This is a genomic window from Aquamicrobium sp. NLF2-7 (genome assembly GCF_022359935.1).
GTDB lineage: Bacteria > Pseudomonadota > Alphaproteobacteria > Rhizobiales > Rhizobiaceae > Mesorhizobium > Mesorhizobium lusatiense.
Map to the genome: position 1 here is coordinate 2,482,963 of NZ_JAKSED010000001.1, position 18,987 is coordinate 2,501,949.

An 18,987-nucleotide genomic window follows, 5' to 3' on the forward strand; every position below is an offset into this window, starting at 1 on the left:
TTGCCGCTGTGCTATGGCCCCGAAAACCGCGGGAAAAAGGGCGCGACATGGTCAATGAAGGCTTAAGAACGAAGTTTACCTAAAGTTCAGATGTGGAACCGATTCGTAAATTTTTCCGCATCCGGGTAAGGACTTGTTAAGGGGTTGGCGGCGATAGTTACGCTCGAGTTAAGAGAGTTCCTGTCCGGTAACGCCCCCGCGCCTGATGGAATTTTCCCTGCCCGTTGTGACAATTCAATTTCAGGCGCCTTCGGGCGCCTTTCTTTTTGCGCTCGCCGTGCCGAAGCCCTGGCGCAGACCAAAGGTGCCGCGATCTTTCAGATCGCTTCCTTGCGCTTCAGGTTCCTGTTTTCGCGCATGGCGCCCGAAACCGGATTCCCACGTTTGGGCGACATGCTTTATCCGGCCAGCACCCGCACCGAAGGAAACGCCACTTCGACCAGCGTGCCTTCGCCGGGTGTCGAGGTAATGGTGAAACGGGCACGGTTGGCTTCCACCATGGCCTTGGTCAGCGGCAGGCCGAGGCCGGTGCCGTCGCTGCGGCCGCGCTTCAGCGCGTTGACCTGCTTGAACGGCTTCAGTGCCTGTTCGATCTCAGCCTGCGTCATGCCGATGCCGGTGTCGCGCACCCGCATCACGACATCGCCGGAAGGCTCGTAGGCGGTGGAGACGATCACCTGCCCGCCGGCCTGCGTGTAGCGGACCGCGTTCGACAGGATGTTGAGCGCGATCTGGCGCACGCTGCGCAGATCCGCCACCACATCCGGCAGCTTCGAGGCGAAGCTGGAGCGGATGATGACGCGTTCGCGATTGGCCTGCGGCTGCATCAGCGCCACGGTCTCGGCAAGCGTGTCGTTGAGCGACACCGCTTCGTAGTCCATCTCCTGCTGCCCGGCCTCGATCTTGGAAATGTCGAGCAGGTCGTTGACCAGATCCAGCACATGGGTGCCGGAGCGGTTGATGTCGCGCAGATAGTCGCGGTAGCGATCATTCGCGATGGGGCCGAATTTTTCGTCCACCATCAGTTCGGAAAAGCCGATGATGGCGTTGAGCGGCGTCCTGATCTCATGACTGATGCGGGCAAGGAAGTCGCTCTTCTGCGAGGAGGCCCGTTCGGCCAGCGCGCGCGCCTGGGTCAGGTCTTCCTCGGCGCGCTTCCATTGCGTGATGTCGCGCACCACGGCGCAGAAGCCGCTGTCGTTGGGCAGACGGCCGATGGTCATGAACAGCGGGATGAAACGTCCCTGCGCTTCGCGCCCGATGACCTCGCGCCCGTCATTCAGGACGCTGGCGACGCCGGGTTCGGTCAGCCCCGCCAGATAATCGCGCGCCGCGCGCTGGCTTTCGATGGCAAAAAGCGAGGCGAAGGTCTTGCCGGCCACCTCGTCGCTGTCGAAGCCGAACAGGGCCTCGGCCGGCCGGCTGATGGAGCGGATCGTGCCGTCGCGGCCGATCAGAACCACGCCGTCGGTGGCGGTGTCGATGATGGTGCGCATCTCGCTGATGCGCATCTTCAGCTCGGCGATGTCGGCCTGATGGGCTGCGTTCGCGGCGCGGGCGATCGCCTCCGCGTCGGTGCCGGCGCCGGATGGATCGTCGCCCAGACGGCGAAGAACGAGCATCAGCGCTTTGCGCTCCTGCCACGGCACGGACCGCAGCACGGCTTCGACAGGAAATTCACCGCCATCCTTCGTGCGAAGGAAGAGGGCGTGACGACCATGGTCCTCATCGGAACTATCTGCCGCGCCCTGTTCCTGCGGATGGTCGATGAACAGGGCCTCCAGCCCGCCGCACGCCGCGAGATCGCTGAGCGATTCATAGCCGGTGAGAGCAAGGAACTCGTCGTTGCAGTAATGAAGCTCGTCGCCGGAATGGATCAGCAGCGGCACAGGCAGGTGCGAGAGAATGGTGGTGTCGGGGGAAACGGTGCCGGCAATCGCGTTTTCCGCTGGTTCGGCCTCCGGCAGTTGTGACGGTATGCCGGCTTGCGCCGTCTCGCTCGGCTCATCTGCACCGGTCCCGGCATCTTCTACAAAAGACACCTCTATGGCATCGCCATCCAGCCGGGCGTCGCGGAAATCCGCATCTGCCATGCTGTCACTGTCATCGTCCTGTGCGTAGTCGAGCAGCGAACGGCTGGTCCGACGGGAAGGCACATCCACCACCTGTTCCGGCGATCTGAGGGGGGGCGTCTGCTGCTCCTCAGCGGCGGTGGGCGCCTCTGCCTTCGGTTCGTCGGCCGGCGCGGCGGCGGTGCTGTCTCTTCTCAGGCGTTCCGCGATCTCGCGGAAGGCATTGCGCTCGGACGAGGAAAGCCCCCTGTCCTTGCCCGCAGGTTCCTGTGCCGGCGGGCGATGTTCGGCAAGCCTTATGACCTTGTCGGCGAGGCGGCGTTCCGGTTGCGGAGCGATGCTGATCGCCGGAACCTCGCCATTGAACGGATCGGCTGTAAGCCCCGTTTCATCGGAAGGAAAATGTTCAGCCGGCTGCGGTGGATTGGGAACCAGCGCCAGCCCGATCTTTTCCGGATCCGCCCGCATTTCCGCCATGCGCACGATGCCGAAGCCGCGGAACCCTTCAAACTCACGATCGCGGTTGTAAACGGGCAGGGCCGCCAGATCGACCGGCACGCACTGATCGGTGCCGGCGACGGGCCACAGCACCGAGCGGCCGGACCATGTGTCGCGCCGTTCCAGCAGACCTGCAACTTCGCCGCCGGGGTCAAAGCCGAAGGTCGTGGCCACTTCACGGAACCGGCGACCGATGACATTCGCCGCTTCCGCGCCGACAGCAGCGCCGAACTCATCGGAAAGAGTGCTGAAGCGTCCCTCCGCATCGGTGCGCCACACGAAGCGCACGGCAGGGGCGTTTTCCTGCGGAGCCGCCGCATGTGCATCGCGGGTTCCGTTGCCGGATGGGGTGGGGTTGTTTCGCTCCTGCATGGCAGACGGCTTGTCGACGTGGCTGAAATACCAGTGGTCGTGCCGGTTGCCCACTTCGTCACCGGGCGCGTGGGCAGGTTTGCCGTCCACTCGTGGCGTGATTGCCGGCTCGGCCATGCCATCATCGACCACAACCAGAAGATGGCGCAGCGGTTCGTCGGTGAGACGCGCAATGCCTGCCGGATAGGAGCGCGCACCGGCGCGGATCAGGCGCTTGACCATGCGGTCCCGCTCTCCCGCCACCTCCGCGACCAGTGCCGCAAGGGTCGATGCGGGAATGCCCAGATCGGAAAAGCCGGCGGAATCCGCTTCGACATGGCCCTTGCCGTCGATAAAAGCCAGAAACTGCACGTCGGCATCAAAACCGCTCAGCGCACCGGGATCGGGCCTGGCAGGCGCGGCATCGCCCGGCGCTTTTGGTACGGCCAGCAGGATGGCCTTCTCCCCATCCGGCATCGTCACGCTGCTGGCGAGCAGCGGAGTGCTCGCACCGCTTATGCCTGCGGTGAGGCGCACCAGAAGCGGCCGGTCCGTGCCGATGTCGGGAAATGAGCCGGTGGACGCTATCTGGCGCCTGGCGATTGCCGGCAGGCCTGCTGCCGCACCGATTGCATCATCGACACCCGCGTGGCCAAACAGGGCAGAACCCGGACCGTTCGCCCACAGAACGAGTTCCAGATCCGTTGACAGGATGACCATCGCATCCCCCGCGGCAAAGCGCCGCCGTACCGTATCGAGTACGGCAACGTCCAGAAAGGAGTAGGCTTGAGACGACATGCTCTCGACGAACCCTCAGGGTCGGCTGGTTGAGATTAACGCTTTGTTAGTAAAAGGCCAGCGCGCGCTCGTCCACAACCTCAGGCTTCCATAACGCCGAATCCTGCCTGTGTGGTTAACGCGCGCGGCGCTTCATGTTGCGATGCAGCAAAGATATTGCATTGCACAAAATTTATGCTATATACCTCCCATCACCGTGGAACACATTGGCGTTGAGTCAAAGACCCAGCCCCCGAAAGGATCGACATGACCAAGACCAAAACCGCAGAAACCGTTGAATTCCCCACCTTTGACGCCTCCAAGGCCGCTGACAGCGTTCGCAATTTCGCTGAAAAGGGCATCGAGCAGTCGAAGGAAGCCTACACCAAGCTGAAGGCCGGCACCGAAGAAGCCCAGAAGGCGTTCGAGTCGACCTATGAAGCCGTCCGTTCGAACTCCAGCGATCTGTCGCTGAAGGCCATTTCCACTCTGCGCGCCAACGCAGAAGCCGGCTTCAACCACCTCGAAGCCCTGGTCGGCGCCCGTTCGCTGTCGGAAGTGGTCGAACTTCAGACCTCGTTCCTGCGTCAGCGTTTCGAAGATGCCGTGGCTCAGGCCAAGGACTTCCAGTCTGTTGCTGCCAAGGCTGCCGAAGACGTCTCCAAGCCGATCAAGTCGGCTGTCGAGAAGTCCTTCAAGACCGGCAAGGCTGCCTGACCCGCTTCCGGCAGCCGGGTCTCCTCCCACCCGGCACCGGGAATTTCGGAAAATACCAGAAAGGCCGGCCTCTACCCGCTGGCCTTTTTGCGTTTCCGGCCTGTTCGGGAACAAGATGTGGAAGCTTCTGCGCCTCGTGTGTTGTTTTCCCTCACACATGGCTTGAATTAGGCTTCATTAAACCGTATTGACGCTTCGCCGGGCCGAAGCCGTTCCGCTGTCTGTGGAAGGTGAGGTTCGGGATATGCCCGAAACGGGCCTGTGCCGTTGTAGCTCAGTTGGTTAGAGCGCCGGATTGTGGATCCGGAGGTCGCTGGTTCGAACCCAGCCAACGGTACCACCTCTCCCGCCTTCGTTGTGTATCGGCCTGTGGGTGTCGTCTTGTGCATATTGCAGCTTCAGGCGTGAATGCCTAGATTGAGGCTGCCGAAGAACAAGTTTGCCGGAATGGTGTTCCCGACGATGATCCATCGCCTCGCCCCCATAAGCGGCAACCACATATGCTGTCCGGACCCGGTGGGCGGCGGCGTTTTCTGACACGCGGCAACGCAGTGTGATGAGCATCCGGCGATTTTTTAAGCTAGCCAGCCTTGGGCTGTAACGGAACCGGATCACCAGATACGGGGTACGCAGGAAAATGAGTGAACAAGCGATCAAATTCCTTCAGGAATGGATCGGCGAAAATTGCCAGTCCCCTTCCGTACCGGTCGGCACCGACCCCGTGAAAATCGACGAGCAGGCCGAAACGCTGGCGCGCGAATGCACCGAGGAAGCCGCTCAGGCCGGCATTCCGCTTGAGGACATTCAGGAAGAGGTGGGCGACATACAGGAACTGATCGCCCTGCATCTGGAAGATGCCGCCGAAACGGACGCCGAAAATGGCGAAGCCGGACAGGACGGCCAGTCTGCTCCACCGGCTGCCGCAGACGGAAGCCACTGAAGCGCGGGGCCCAATCTTTGAGCCTCGCACCTTGCGCTGCTTTTTGGCATATCGTTGAAGCGGCTTCGGCCGTCAGGCGTCATGCTGCTGGCGGCAGTTGAGAAAATCCCGAGTTCAGAAAAGCGAACCCTGACTGCCACTGTCCTTCGACTTCGGTACGGGGCGGGCGCGTGCCGGCTCGGCCACTGGTTTGCCGCCTTTCGCGATTGCCGTTGCCGCGCCATCGGCGAAGCGCAGCTCCAGCGTCTGGCCGGCGGCGATGTCGCCCGCCCGCCGCACCAGTGCGCCCTGTTCGTCCAGCACCAGTGCGTAGCCGCGTTCAAGAATGGACTGTTCCGAAAGCTTCAGCGTGGAGAGAAGCCGGTCTGCCTGCGTCAGCCGGGCACGCAGCCGTTCAAGCCGCACATCCAGCGCCTGATCGCCCCGCCGTGCCAGTCCGGCGAGTGTCTCAGTCTGCTGTCGCTGGCGTCGCAGGATGGAGATCGGCGTCAGCCTCGCGGAGCTGTTGCGAAACCGCTCGCGCCGTTCGCGCACCACGGCGAAAAGGGCTGCCTGCGCGCGCGCCATGTCGCGGCCGATCAGCAGGCGCGCCTCGCTCATGCGCCGCGAAAGGGCAGCCGGCGTCAGCCGGATTGCCGCCAGCCGCGCCCGCTTGCGTTCAAGTCCCACTTCCAGCGCCCGTTGCAGGCGGCTTTCGGCCTCGTCGAAGCGGTGGCGCTTCAGCCCCAGCAACTGGTCCGGCGTGGGCAGGGCCCGCGCCGCCGCCCTCACCGCCTGCCGGTCGCGTTCCAGAAGGCGGGTGACGCAACCTTGCAGCCGCGAAGCCAGTGCAGCCAGCGTCGCTTCCAGCTCGGCCCGCACCGGCACCGCCATTTCGGCGGCACCCGTGGGCGTCGGGGCGCGCACGTCCGCCGCAAGGTCGATCAGGGTCCAGTCGGTCTCGTGGCCGACAGCCGAGATCACCGGGATCCGCGAGGCGGCAACGGCGCGCGACAGCGCCTCGTCGTTGAAGCCCCACAGGTCTTCCAGGCTGCCGCCGCCGCGCGCCACGATCAGCACGTCCGGCCGCCGGATTGGCCCGTCAGAGGTCAGCTCGTTGAAGCCGGTGACGGCTGCGGCTGCTTCCGCGCCCGAGGTCTCGCCCTGCACGCGCACCGGCCACACGATCACATGCAGCGGAAAGCGGTCGCGGATGCGGTGCAGGATGTCGCGGATCACGGCTCCTGTCGGCGAGGTGATGACCCCGATGACCGCGGGCATGAAGGGCAGGCGGCGCTTGGCGGCGGGATCGAACAGGCCTTCGGCGGCCAGCCGGCGCTTGCGCTCTTCCAGCAGCGCCATGAGTGCGCCTGCGCCTGCCGGTTCCAGATTGTCGATGACGATCTGGTATTTGGAGGAGCCCGGATAGGTGGTGAGCTTGCCGCTTGCCACCACTTCCATGCCTTCCTCCGGCCGGAACTTGAGGCGCGACATGGTGCCTTTCCAGATCACCGCCTCCAGCCGGGCGCGGTCGTCCTTCAGCGCGAAATAGGCATGGCCGGAGGAATGCGGCCCGCGATAGCCGGAAATCTCGCCACGCACCCGCACATTGCCGAACACGTCCTCGACCGTGCGCTTCAGCGCGCCGGAAATCTCGCTGACGCTGAATTCCGTGGCGTTGGTGCGTGATTCGGATGCAGTCTCGTTCATGGGGCAATAGGGCCGTGCCAGCCGCGCCCGGTCAAGGCGTGCGGGGCGTTGTCCGCTGTTTCCTCACCAGCCGGGCAACACTGTCGGTGCGCCGCGCCGCGCGCGGTTGAATGCCTGCCCTCCAAAGCCGAGCCCGGTCGCATCGTCGAGCGCCGGCACCGAGATGTTGTCGAGGCTTTCGGCGATGTGGCGGGCCAGCGCGTCGACGATCTCGGGTTGGTCCGTCTGGCCGCGCATCAGGCCGATGCGGCAGTCGGGCAGGGGACCGAAACCGTCCGCCTCGCCCAGAACCCGCATGCCGGGCCGCAGCGCGCATTCCGGCAGCACGGAAATGGCGAGACCGGAGAGCACGGCAGCGGTGATGACGGTGGCCGAGAAGGAAGTGAACAGAATGCGGTATTCGCGGTTCATGCCGTCGAGCACATCGCAGGCGGCACGCCGCCACACGCATGTCGGCCGTCCGAAGGCCATGGGCAGCACCTCCTGCTCATGGGTGGCATGGTTGATGGAACTGACCCACAGCAGGGGTTCGCGCCGCACCACTTCGGACTGGCCACGGGCATCGCTGTGGGTGACGAGCGCGATGTCGAGCTGGCCGCGCCTGATCTGGTCGACCAGCCCAGGTGTCGGCTCGCACACCACCGTCAGCTCGACGCGCGGGTTGGAGCGCGAGAAGCGCGCCATGATCTCGGGCAGGAAGCGGTCGGCATAATCGTCGGGCGTGCCTATGCGGATGGTGCCTTCCAGCCGCTGGTCGTCGAATGCGGCCAGCGTCTCGCGGTTGAGAAACAGAAGCCGCCGTGCATAGGAAAGCAGCCGCTCGCCCTCTTCAGTCAGCCGGTTGGTGCGGCCTTCCTTTTCGAACAGCGGCTTGCCGATGCGCTCCTCCAGCCGCCGCATCTGCATCGACACCGCCGACTGGGTGCGATGCACGCCTTCGGCGGCGCGCGTGAAGCTGCCGGTATCGGCAATGGTGATGAAGGTTTGCAACTGGTCGAGATCAAGGGGCGGCTTCATCGGCATACCTATCAGCAAGATTGATCTCAAACATTAAAAACATTCGTTGGATTAATCAATCTGCCTGTGACAAACAGACGATGCCTGCACAAGGCCGGATGCGATGTGCGTTTCGCCCGATGTCCTGCCTCGTGTCGACCCAACAATGAATGGAAAGTGCGCCCACGAACGCGTCATCACGGATGGCGGGTATTGTTGCGCGCAGATGTCGGAGAACGGTGAAATGACTGCATGTGACTGCGCTGCAGAAACGCCGCGCCTGTCTGTCCGGCCTTCGGCCGTCACGCGCCTTGGCCATGCTGTCCTGCGGCTGGTGACGCTGTGGAGGAACCGACGCACATTCCGCCGGCTTTCGGAAATGACCGACGCGGAACTTGCCGATATCGGCATCACCCGCGCCGATCTCGATGCCGCGATTGAGGTTTCGCTTTCAGATGACCCCACCGCGCGGCTGATGGCCATTGCCGAAGCGCGCGCAGGCCTGACGGCGGCCGCGAAGTCCGTCTGAATTCCCCGAGCAGGCATCCTCCCGCCCGGTTCCCCTCCGGCTTGCCTGCATTGCCCGGTTCCTTTCGCCGCAACGGCAGAAGGGCACCGGGCTTTTTTTCATGCCAGCGTAGCGCTGTTCAGTGTTTCACGGGAGCACTGAACGGCTTCAGGTCTTTGGTTTGTCACGTTTCCGAACCGGAAAAGCGGTTCCACTTTTCCTGGAAACGCTCTACCGGTTGCGGTCCATGCCGCGCAGGAACTGGTCGAAGACCGATTCCATGCCCTTCTGGTACTCGTCGCGCTGCTTTCGGCCGGTCTCGAACATCTGGCCGAACAGATCGTCATACGGGTTTTTCGCGGCTTCGCCGGAATCAGCCTGACGCGGCTTGCGAGATTGGGTCCGGGTCTGCGGCTCGGGTGTTGCCTGCCCCGCCCCGCCCAGCATATCGGTGAGAATCTTGCCCCAGGGAGTATCCCCGAACGGATTCTGTGCCGGGCTTTGCGTCTGCTGCCGGGTCTGCGGCGCAGCCTGACCGCCGCCGAACATGTCGGTCAGGATCTTGCCGAACGGATTGTCGCCGAGGGGATTGCCGCCGCCTTGCGGCGCGCTCCGGCCCTGTGTGGCCTGTCCGCCACCCATCTGCTTCATCATCTCGCCGATGATCTGCCCCAGAGGGTTGTCGCCGAAACCGGCGGCTGCCTGTGGCTGGGCGGCGGTCTGCTTGAACAGGCCGCCCATGACCATCGAGGCGATGACCGGCAGCATCTGCTGCAGAAGCTGCTGGCTGAGGCCGGTGGCCTGTGCGGCCTGTGCGGCCACGGCACGCGAGAGGTCCTTGGAGCCGAACAGATGGCCGAGGATGCCGTTGCCTTCCTCGACGCCCTGCGGGGAGAAGGCGCGGCTGGCATCCTCGAAATATTTCGCATGCTGGCCGCTGGACAGCGCATTGAGAAAGCTGCCGAGGCCGTAGGGATCTGCCGTGTTGCGCTTCAGCCCCTGCGAGAAGGCGGGCAAAAGCGCTTCAACGGCAGCCTGCGCCTGCTCCTGCGAGAGGTTGAACTGCCGGGCGAGCGCTTCCATGCCCTGACCGTTCTGGGCCTGGGTCAGCATTTCGAACAGGTTTTGCATAGGCGGGTCTCCGACAAATTGTACGAAGAACCTATAGCAATTCCGGCGCAAGTGCGAAGCGGTTTTGCGTTGTCAATTGCCTCAACGCAAAGGGTTGAAGCCTTTCTGCCCCGGGGAGACAGGCAAAAAGGCTCCGGAATCCTGCTGCCGCAGTGAGGCGCCCGATCAATATGCGTATTCGAGGAATACGGGCTCGATCGAGCCGCCCCAGCGCGTGTGATAGGCCGAAAGCATCTCTTCGGCGCTCGTCGTGCCGCGGCCGACCACCTCGTCCAGCGTCTGCAGGAAGGAGGTCTCGTCGTAACCGTCGCGGTTGAGGCGGGCGCGGTTCTTCAGGCCGACCCGGGAGAGCGCCAGCACCTCGCGGCCGATCTCGCGCAGCGTGGTGTTGCGGAACGGGGTGGCGATACCCTTAGCCGGCACCGCATCGCGCATCGCCACGACTTCCTCATATGTCCAGCTCGAAGTCAGCGTCTCGGCGGCGGCAAGCGCCTCCTCGTCATAGAGCAGGCCCACCCAGAAGGCCGGCAGGGCGCAGATGCGCCGCCATGGGCCGCCATCGGCGCCGCGCATTTCGAGGAAGCGCTTCAGGCGCACATCCGGGAACAGGGTCGAAAGATGGTTGGCCCAGTCGCCCATGGTCGGCAACCCGTCGCTCAGTTCGTTGCGGGCGGCGCCGTTCATGAACTGGCGGAAGGTCATGTGCGTCATGTCGTGGTACTGCCCGTCGCGGATGACGAAGTACATCGGCACGTCCAGCGCCCATTCGACATAATCGGCGAAACCGAAATCGGGCGAGAAGCAGAAACGCGGCATGCCCGAGCGCTCGTTGTCGGTGTCGCGCCAGATTTCCCCGCGCCAGCTTTGCAGGCCGTTGGGCCTGCCGTCGGTAAAGGGCGAATTGGCGAACAGCGCCGTCGACAGCGGCTGCAGCTTAAGCGAAACCTGCATCTTGCGGCGCATGTCGGCCTCGCTGCCGAAGTCGAGGTTAACCTGAATGGTACAGGTGCGGTACATCATGTCGAGGCCGTGGCTGCCGACCTTCGGCATGTAGCGGGTCATGATCTCGTAGCGCGATTTCGGCATCACCGGCGTTTCGGCCAGCGTCCATTTCGGACTGCCGCCGAGGCCGAGGAAACGGATGCCGAGCGGCTCGGCGATCTCGCGCAGCTGCGCCAGATGCGCGTTGCCCTCGCGGCAGGTCTGGTGAATGGTTTCCACCGGCGCGCCCGAAAGCTCGAACTGCCCGCCGGGTTCAAGGCTGATTGCCCCCTGACCTGTCGGCTCGACAAGCCCGATGATGCGTCCCGCGTCGACGATCGGGTCCCAGCCCAGCTTCTCCTGCATGCCTTCCAGCAGGGAGCGGATGCCGCGCTCGCCGCCATAGGGCACCGGCGCATGGCCATCGACATAGAAGGGGAACTTCTCGTGCTCGGTGCCGATGCGCCATTTCTCCTGCGGCTTGCAGCCATCGGACAGGTAATCCACCAGCTCGTCGATGCCCTCTATCGGGCTGAAATCGGTCGTATCGCGCGCCATGAATACCTCATTGCCGGGGCTTTCCGGGAAATTTTCGGGCTAGTTGGACGATATGACCGTACCCGATCAAGCGAAAACTGTAGAGCCACGCTTCAACGAAACTTCATGCTGCGCAAGCGCGGATGCGTAGCATGGATGTTTCGTCCGGGAGGGACGGGAACCTTGCGCGGGCTGCGACATTTCCGGTTGTAGCGTAATGTGCGCATCACCACAGGCGAGGGGGAACTGCCATGGCTGCAACGGATGAAGCGGAAAAGCGTCCGGCGAATGCGTCCGGTGCGGGCGATTATGTGCGCCCCTTCGTGCCCACAGCCGTCACCATGGTGGGCGTCGTCGCCATCCTCTATCTCGGGCGCGAGGTATTCCTGCCGCTGGCGATCGCCTTCCTGCTGACCTTCGCGCTGGCGCCCATCGTGTCGGCGCTGCGCAAGCGCTCGATCCCGAAGGTGCCGGCGGTCGTGGTGACGGTGACGCTCGCCTTCCTCGCCATAGGGCTCTTTTCCTTCGTCGTCGCCACGCAGGTCAGCAATCTGGCGCAGAACATTCCCACCTATCAGTCGAACATTCTGGAAAAGGTCCGGTCGCTGCGGGAGGTGGGGGCCAATGGTGGCATCATCGAGCGGTTGAGCAATGCGGTCGAACGCGTGGGTGCCGAGCTCCAGCGCGGAACCCGGGTGCCCGAGCAGGCAGAGCCGCAGGAGCCGGCGCGTGAGCCGCTGCCGGTGGAGATCGTTTCGCGCCAGAACCCCGTCGAGATCCTGAAGAACGTCATCGTGCCGCTGGCAGCTCCCTTCGCCACTGCCGGCCTCATCATCGTCGTCGTCATCTTCATGCTGCTGGAACGTGAGGACCTGCGCGACCGCTTCATCCGCCTTGTCGGCTACAGCGACCTGCACCGCACTACCGAGGCGTTGCAGGATGCCGGCAAGCGCGTCGGGCGCTACCTGCTCATGCAGCTCGTGGTCAACACCACCTATGCCATTCCCATAACCATCGGTCTGTGGCTGATCGGCATTCCCAATGCGCTGCTGTGGGGGCTGCTGGCGCTGGTGCTGCGCTTCGTGCCCTATATCGGGCCGGCCATCGCCATGCTCTTGCCGATGCTTCTGGCACTGGCCGTCGCGCCCGGCTGGTCGATGGTGCTGTGGACGGCGGGGCTTTTCCTCGTTATGGAGCTGATCTCCAACAACATCATGGAGCCGTGGCTCTACGGGTCGCGCACCGGGCTGTCGTCGCTCGCCATCATCGTGGCGGCGATCTTCTGGACATGGCTGTGGGGGCCGCTCGGCCTGGTCATCTCGACGCCGCTGACGGTCTGTCTCGTCGTGCTCGGCCGCCATGTGCCGCAATTCGCGTTTCTGGACGTGATGCTCGGCAACGAGCCGGTGCTGGAGCCGCATGCCAGGCTCTACCAGCGCCTGCTGGCCGGCGATCCCGACGAGGCGACCGATTATGCGGAGGAATTTCTGGAGGAACGCTATCTGGTCGACTACTACGACCATATCGGCATTCCCGCCCTGCTCATCGGCGAGACCGATCGCCAGCGTGGCGTCATGACCGACGAGCAACGCCGCCAGATCGCAGCCAGCGCGCTGGCGCTGGTCGAAAATCTGGAGGACGTGGCGCAGGAGGAAGAGGAGGAGGAAGAGGAAGCCGCTGAAGAAGCTGGCAAGCGCTCCACCCCCTCCGGCGAGGATGATATCGAAACACCCGACCTGCCGGACGGCGAAGGACACTCATTGCTGTGCCTCGGCGGGCGCGGCGAACTGGACGATGCCGCGGCCGCCATGCTGGCGCAGGTGCTGGAGGTGCAGGGCGCGGAGGTTGCCACCGCGGCTCATGCCGTTCTGGAAGGCCGCGCCGTATCTTCCCTGCCGCTGGCCGACGTCGATACCGTCATCGTGGCTTTCCTCAACGCGGCGTCACTCGCCCACGCCCGCCATGCGGTGCGGCGTCTGAAGCGGGCAAGGCCCGCCTTGCGGGTCGGCATCCTCATGCCGCGTGCCGACGGCGAAAAATCCATCGAGGCAGCTTCCATCAGCGCGGATTTCATCGCCTTCTCCATTGCCGAGGCGGTGAAGGAAGGGCTCGACGATAAGCCGGCGGTGAAGTTGAAGGCAACGACGGCCCGCCTGACGCGCCGGAAAACGCGACCGAAGACGCCGGTGGCCGAAACCGCCTAGATCGCCCTGCGGCCCATTCGGGCGCAAAAGGACGACCTGACTGTCGAGAGGGCATCGGAACAACCGGAAACCGGAGTCTCCTTTTCGGTCCGGCGCTCTGATCCTACCAGTCGCCGATCGTTGCCTGAATGATGGCGAGTGCGGCGACCGCTGCCGTGTCGGCACGCAATATGCGCGGCCCGAGCGGAATGGCGGTGACGAATTCGAGCGCCCGTAGCATGCGGCGTTCGTCTTCGGAGAAGCCGCCTTCCGGGCCGACCAGCAGCGCCAGTCGCTTCTCGCCGATGGCCCGCAGCGCGGAAACGGGATTGTTGGTGGCGGCGTCCTCGTCGCAGAAGATCAGCCGTCGCTCCCTGTCCCAGCCGGACAGCAGGCGTTCCAGCCGCACCGCCTCGCGCACCTCCGGCACGGCAAGGATGCCGCACTGCTCGGTCGCCTCGATCACATTTGCGCGCAGGCGGTCGGAGCCGGTCTTCGTCACCTGCGTGTGCTGGGTGAGAACGGGTTGCAGCACCCCCGCACCCATCTCCACAGCCTTCTGCACCAGATAGTCCAGCCGCGCCTGCTTGAGGGGGGCAAAGCAGTAGACCAGATCGCAGGGGGCCGGTTGCGGGCGTTGCAGGCTGTTCACGGTGAGCCGCACCACCTTCTTCCTGACCTCGGAAACGGCAGCCGACCATTCCCCGTCGCGGCCGTTGAACAGGAGAAGCTCGGCGCCCGGACCAAGTCTCAGCACATGGGCGAGGTAATGGCTCTGCTGCGGATCGGCGTCGATTTCCATGCCTGCCGCAAGATCGCCGGGCACGAAAAGTCTCTGGAGCTTGTAATTGGCGCGCATCGGCGCTTGATGCGGCAGGCGGGCCTTCGCGTCAAGCACCCGCAGAAGCATGCCAGTCGGGCCGATAGCCTGCGCGCAGCACCGCCACGGTGGTTGGTGGGGTCAGCAGCACAAAGCCATCTGCTTCGGGCACCGCAGTCGAAATATAGCCGGCAAACGACCATTGGAGATAGCGGCTATCCCGTCTGGTGAAGCAGCTGGCTCCAGTGCTGAACATGGCGCCCTCCGGCAGCTTCGCGATGTCCGCAGGCGTTACCATTGCCGGCTTTGCCCTGCTGGCCAGCCTTTCGCCATGCAGGCGCGTGTCGAGCTGCGGCGCACGTGGTTCGGCAATGCCGGAGGCCGTTGCGAAGCGGCCAAGAAAATCCCTTGCCCTCTCGCGCCGGCAATAGAAGCAGGGCCGGTGCCCGGCCGCGAGCGCCGTCACCTCATCGAGGAAGAACAGTTCAGTCCAGCCTGCTGTTGCGCCGGGCCGGTTGTGCCCCCCATTGCGCCCCATGGGAATGCGCCGCCGTTCGCCGAAATCGCATTCGCAGATGATCCATGCCTTCGTCGTCCAGCGGCGCGGGAGCAGGGTTCTGGTGTCGGGATCGTGGATGATGCCGCGATTGCCGGTGAACATGCCGCGTTCCGCCACCGCATGGATGGCACCGAAGGGATCGACCCGGTTCTGCAGTGGCATAGCTTTTTCCTGAAACTGCCGGCTGGCGACAGGCCTGCACCGCTTGGCCTGCCTGTGCCGGCCATGGTATCGGTCGCCACAGCTTTGTCACGGGTGGGTGAGTCAATGCGTGTTCTTGTCGTGGAAAATTTCGCGAATACCGGCCTTGGCCAGATGGGACCGGCCATCGAGGAAGCCGGCGGCGCGATCGACATGCGCCGGGCTCATCTGGGTGAGGCGCTTCCGCTAAATGCGGCGGGCCATGACGCGCTGATCGTGCTGGGCGGTGTGCAGAATGCGCTTGCCGACGATGTCAGCCCCTATTTCCCGGCACTTCTCGACCTCATCCGCGATTTCGAAGCGAGAGACCGGGCCGTTGCCGGCATCTGCCTCGGCAGCCAGCTCATCGCCCGCGCCTTCGGCGGCGAGAACCGCATCGGCGGGGCCCGCGAATTCGGCTGGCAGCAGGTCGACCTGGCACCCGAGGCGGAAGGCGATGCGGTGCTCGGCAAGCTTCCGCAAAGTTTCCCCATTTTCCAGTGGCATGACGACACCTTCTCGCTGCCCGAGCGCGCGACGCGCCTTGCCGGCAGCGCGGTGGCGCAGAACCAGGCCTATCGCATCGGCCGCGCCACCTATGGCTTCCAGTTCCATTTCGAGGCTGATACCGGCCTGGTGCGGCAGTGGAGCGAGCTTTTCGCGGCAACGATCGCGGAGCGCCGCCCCGGCTGGGCAGAAGATCTGGACGAGGAAGCGGCCACAAGGGGGCAGCAGGCGGATGCGGCGGGCCTGTCCATTGCCAGCGCCTGGGTTTCCTCCATCAGGGCATGAGGCTCGCCTCCTTCCAGGTCTCGGGACGTGACAATTTTGGCACGTCGCGGCGAAACTCCTGTGGAGGACCTTTTCAGGCCTTGGCCCGGCCTTCCCCTGCTTCTAGAACGCGCTCGCAAAGGCATGGCGCTGGGCCGAAAGATTTTTCCTTTCTGCTGACGAACCCTTCCGGGACTTCTGCGTTTCAATGCAATGGTAATCATATCCGTGCAGGATAAGCGGCAGACAGAATTCAGAGATGACCTCAGTGAAAGCAGCCCTTCTGACCTTCGCCATGCTCTCCGGTCTCGCCATCGGTGGTTTCGGCATCTATGCCGCTGACGCGGCAAACGGCCACAATGCGGTTGACGGCTACGGCGTCACCGCAGCGCTGGACTGAAACACGCTTTCTTCTGTCACCGTCAGTATCGTCTTGCGCGCGTCCTCGACGCGGAGGACGCTCAGCCTTCCCGTGCGATAGGCGCCGGTATCGAGGTTGACGCGGTTCGGCCTCACCGTGACCTTGCCTGACGGCGTATGGCCGTGCAGGATCACCTTCGGATAGAGCCCTTCATGGCGATGGAATTCGCCGCGGATCCAGACAAGATCGTCAGCTGACTGGCGCTCCAGCGCCACGCCCGGCCGGATGCCGGCGTGGCAGCAGAAGAAGTCGCCGCAGTCGAACGACGCCTCCAGCGCATGGAGCAGCGCGAGATGGGATTGCGGTATCGCGGCCGCCAGCGCCGCGTGGAACGCGCGCAGGGCATCGCCGCCTTCTTCCACGGCGCCGAAATGCGCGGCATGAACGCCATAAGACGCAGCCGTTTCGAGGCCGCCATGCGTGATGAAAATCCCGCAGGGATCGGGTCTGGCCAGAAAGTCGAGCAGGCCGAGATCATGGTTGCCCGCCAGAACGACATGGCGCGGGTCGCGGGCCTTCGCCTCAGCCAGAAACTCCAGCACGCCTCGCGAATCCGGGCCACGATCCACATGGTCGCCCAGATAGATGATGCGCCAGTCCGCCGGCGCATCGGCCTGCAATTCCGCCACCGCATGGCGGTGGAAAGCCCGGAGCAGATCGAGGCGGCCGTGGAGATCGCCGACAGCATAGAGACGCAGGCCCGGTGGCGTTCGGGCATGGCTGAAATCGATGCCGTCGGCCATGTTGTCAGCCCCTGTAGAGCATGTCCTTGCCAAGGTCGCGGATGTCGCGCTTGCCGCACAGCGCCATGGTCGTGTCCAGCTCTTTGGCGATGATGTTCAGCGCATTGGTAACGCCCTGCCTGCCCTGAGCGCCCAGCCCGTAGAGGAAGGGCCTGCCGATGAACACGCCCTTCGCGCCAAGGCACAGGGCCTTCAGCACATCCTGGCCCGAGCGGATGCCGCCATCCATGAACACCTCGATCCGGTCACCGACCTTGTCCGCGATCGGTTCCAGCACCGAGATCGAGGACGGCGCGCCGTCGAGCTGCCGTCCGCCATGGTTGGAGACGATGATGGCGTCGGCGCCGCTTTTGGCCGCCAGTTCCGCGTCCTCGTGGTCCAGAATGCCCTTGAGGATCAGCTTGCCGCCCCAGCGCTTGCGGATCCACTCCACATCCTCCCACGACAGTTTTGGATCGAACTGGTCAGCCGTCCAGGAAGACAGCGACGACAGGTCGGCGACTCCCTTGACGTGGCCGGCGATGTTGCGGAACGTGTGGCGCTTGGTGCCCAGCATGCCCATGCACCATTTCGGGCGGGTTGCCATCTGCCAGATGTGCTTTGCCGTGAATTTGGGCGGGGCCGAAAGGCCGTTGCGCAGGTCCTTGTGGCGCTGGCCGAGAACCTGCAGATCGAGGGTGAGCACCAGCGCCGAGCATCTGGCGGCCTTGGCGCGCTCGATCAGGTTCTCCACGAAGCCGCGGTCCTTCATCACATAGAGCTGGAACCAGAAAGGCTTCTTCGTCACCGAGGCGACGTCCTCGATCGAGCAGATGCTCATGGTGGAGAGGGTGAACGGCACGCCGAATTCCTCGGCTGCCTGCGCCGCCAGCATTTCGCCGTCTGCATGCTGCATGCCGGTCATGCCGGTGGGCGCCAGCGCCACGGGCATCGCCACATCCTCGCCCAGCATGGTGGTCTTCAGCGAGCGGTCGGTCATGTCCACCAGCACCCGCTGCCGCAGTTTGATCTTCGCGAAATCTTCTTCGTTGGCGCGGTAGGTGCCTTCCGTCCACGAGCCGGAATCGGCGTAGTCGAAGAACATCTTGGGCACGCGCCGCCGGGCAAGCTGCTTCAGTTCGTCTATGGTCAGCGGTTCGGTCATTTCTGCTTCAGTCTTTCTGTTGGGGGCCCGGTTCGGTGCGCTGGCGCAACCGCAGCCGGGAAACGCGCTGCCAGTCTCCGGCCCTTTCGGCCTCGGCGGTGGTGCGTTCGACATAGGCGATGTGATCCATCGCGGCTTTGCGCGCCGCAGCCGGATCCCCGGCCACGATCGCGGAATGAATGGCGCGGTGCTGTTCGAGCAGCATCTCGCGCGCGCCGGGCAGCGCAAAAACCAGAAGCCGGTTCTGGAACACGTCTTCCGACAAAAGCCGGTAGCAGGAGCGCAGCGTGTGCAGCAGGATGATGTTGTGCGCGCATTCGCCGACGGCGTGGTGGAATTCCACGTCGACCTCGGCCTCGGCCTCGAAATCGTCGGCGCGGTAGGCCGTGTCCATGCGCGCCATGATCTCTTCGAGCAAAGCGAGGTCGTCGGCCGTTGCGCGCCGCGCCGCGTATTCGGCTGCCACGCCTTCCATCTCGCGGCGGTATTCGAGATAGTCGGCCGCTGCCTTGCGGTGGCTGGAGATCAGCTCGATTACCGGTCGAGAGAATACCTGCCCGATGACGTCGGCAACGAAGGTGCCGCCGCCATGGCGGGTGACGAGCAGGCCCCGCGCTTCCAGCGCCTTCAGCGCATCCCGCAGGATCGGCCGCGAAACCTCGAACTGCCGCGCCAGTTCGCGTTCGCCCGGCAGCCTGTCGCCGGTGCGCAGAACGCCTTCGAGAATCAGGCTCTCGATCTGCTGCACCACCTCGTCGGCGGTGCGCGAATGTTCGATCCGGGTGAAGATTTCGGTCACTTGAGTGCCAGATGAAGGAGCGACGGTGGCAAAACATAACGGCAATCGCCAAAATTGGTCAAATAGTTTATCCAGTTTGCCGACTTTCCTCCGTTCGCTGGGGTTGAACTGAACGTTTGCGCGGGGCGCGGAACGGCCTTAAACCGGCATTTGCAAACCAGTTCCGGGAA

General features: G+C 64.1%; 16 protein-coding genes and 1 tRNA gene. 7 read left to right on the plus strand and 10 right to left on the minus strand.

Translation table 11 applies throughout. From position 1 onward, the window contains the following. Positions 1-398: 398 nt before the first annotated feature. A complete protein-coding gene (locus tag MIC97_RS12230) occupies positions 399-3,719 on the minus strand; it encodes a PAS domain S-box protein (protein WP_239800247.1) in 3,321 nt (1,106 codons plus the stop codon). 246 nt (positions 3,720-3,965) lie between these two features. On the opposite strand from MIC97_RS12230, the gene MIC97_RS12235 reads away from it, so the two are divergent. From MIC97_RS12235 to MIC97_RS12245, 3 genes are all read left to right on the plus strand, one after another. Further along, the gene (locus MIC97_RS12235) at positions 3,966-4,415 is read left to right on the plus strand and encodes a phasin (protein ID WP_183826492.1); all 450 of its coding nucleotides are present in this window, start codon (positions 3,966-3,968) and stop codon (positions 4,413-4,415) included. 263 nt (positions 4,416-4,678) lie between these two features. Continuing rightward, positions 4,679-4,755: transfer RNA gene (locus tag MIC97_RS12240), tRNA-His, on the plus strand. 297 nt (positions 4,756-5,052) lie between these two features. Further along, on the plus strand, positions 5,053-5,355 hold the full coding sequence (locus MIC97_RS12245; RefSeq protein ID WP_239800248.1) for a hypothetical protein: 303 nt from the start codon (positions 5,053-5,055) through the stop codon (positions 5,353-5,355). A 114-nt stretch (positions 5,356-5,469) separates the two neighbouring features. On the opposite strand, the gene xseA is transcribed toward MIC97_RS12245, so the two are convergent. Together xseA and MIC97_RS12255 are read right to left on the minus strand one after the other, a co-directional pair. Further along, entirely contained in the window at positions 5,470-7,044 is a 1,575-nt protein-coding gene (gene xseA, locus MIC97_RS12250; protein WP_239800249.1) for an exodeoxyribonuclease VII large subunit, read from the minus strand. Between the two features lie 63 nt (positions 7,045-7,107). Beyond that, positions 7,108-8,061: a LysR substrate-binding domain-containing protein gene (locus tag MIC97_RS12255; protein WP_239800250.1), complete on the minus strand. Its 954-nt coding sequence runs from the start codon at positions 8,059-8,061 to the stop codon at positions 7,108-7,110. Positions 8,062-8,284: 223 nt separating this feature from the next. Between MIC97_RS12255 and MIC97_RS12260 the strand changes: the two genes are divergently transcribed. After that, a complete protein-coding gene (locus MIC97_RS12260; protein WP_239800251.1) occupies positions 8,285-8,569 on the plus strand; it encodes a DUF1127 domain-containing protein in 285 nt (94 codons plus the stop codon). A 210-nt stretch (positions 8,570-8,779) separates the two neighbouring features. On the opposite strand, the gene MIC97_RS12265 is transcribed toward MIC97_RS12260, so the two are convergent. Together MIC97_RS12265 and MIC97_RS12270 are read right to left on the minus strand one after the other, a co-directional pair. After that, entirely contained in the window at positions 8,780-9,679 is a 900-nt protein-coding gene (locus MIC97_RS12265; protein ID WP_183826508.1) for a DUF937 domain-containing protein, read from the minus strand. A 165-nt stretch (positions 9,680-9,844) separates the two neighbouring features. Continuing rightward, entirely contained in the window at positions 9,845-11,218 is a 1,374-nt protein-coding gene (locus tag MIC97_RS12270; RefSeq protein ID WP_239800252.1) for a glutamate--cysteine ligase, read from the minus strand. A gap of 320 nt (positions 11,219-11,538) precedes the next feature. On the opposite strand from MIC97_RS12270, the gene MIC97_RS12275 reads away from it, so the two are divergent. Then, entirely contained in the window at positions 11,539-13,401 is a 1,863-nt protein-coding gene (locus tag MIC97_RS12275) for an AI-2E family transporter (RefSeq protein WP_239801120.1), read from the plus strand. A gap of 103 nt (positions 13,402-13,504) precedes the next feature. Here the strand turns inward: MIC97_RS12275 and MIC97_RS12280 are convergent, their stop codons facing one another. Continuing rightward, positions 13,505-14,239 carry a 16S rRNA (uracil(1498)-N(3))-methyltransferase gene (locus tag MIC97_RS12280; protein ID WP_239801121.1) on the minus strand — a complete coding sequence of 245 codons (735 nt, stop codon included), beginning with the start codon at positions 14,237-14,239 and terminating at the stop codon, positions 13,505-13,507. Between the two features lie 31 nt (positions 14,240-14,270). After that, positions 14,271-14,921 (minus strand): hypothetical protein, encoded by a 651-nt coding sequence (locus MIC97_RS12285; protein ID WP_239800253.1) that lies wholly within the window; start codon positions 14,919-14,921, stop codon positions 14,271-14,273. A 105-nt stretch (positions 14,922-15,026) separates the two neighbouring features. Between MIC97_RS12285 and MIC97_RS12290 the strand changes: the two genes are divergently transcribed. Next, positions 15,027-15,731: a type 1 glutamine amidotransferase gene (locus tag MIC97_RS12290; RefSeq protein ID WP_239800254.1), complete on the plus strand. Its 705-nt coding sequence runs from the start codon at positions 15,027-15,029 to the stop codon at positions 15,729-15,731. Between the two features lie 238 nt (positions 15,732-15,969). Beyond that, positions 15,970-16,110, plus strand: coding sequence for a hypothetical protein (locus MIC97_RS12295; protein WP_183826522.1), 141 nt, complete (start codon positions 15,970-15,972; stop codon positions 16,108-16,110). On the opposite strand, the gene MIC97_RS12300 is transcribed toward MIC97_RS12295, so the two are convergent. Genes MIC97_RS12300 through MIC97_RS12310 form a run of 3 tightly spaced genes read right to left on the minus strand, consistent with a single transcriptional unit; the run spans position 16,083 to position 18,817 of the window. Further along, positions 16,083-16,874: a metallophosphoesterase gene (locus tag MIC97_RS12300; protein ID WP_239800255.1), complete on the minus strand. Its 792-nt coding sequence runs from the start codon at positions 16,872-16,874 to the stop codon at positions 16,083-16,085. The two genes, MIC97_RS12295 and MIC97_RS12300, sit on opposite strands and share 28 nt — an antisense overlap. 4 nt (positions 16,875-16,878) lie before the next feature. Beyond that, complete coding sequence (locus MIC97_RS12305) at positions 16,879-18,018, minus strand: alpha-hydroxy acid oxidase (protein ID WP_239800256.1); 1,140 nt, start codon at positions 18,016-18,018, stop codon at positions 16,879-16,881. A gap of 7 nt (positions 18,019-18,025) precedes the next feature. After that, positions 18,026-18,817, minus strand: a complete 792-nt coding sequence (locus tag MIC97_RS12310; protein WP_239800257.1) for an FCD domain-containing protein — start codon at positions 18,815-18,817, stop codon at positions 18,026-18,028. Positions 18,818-18,987: the final 170 nt, after the last annotated feature.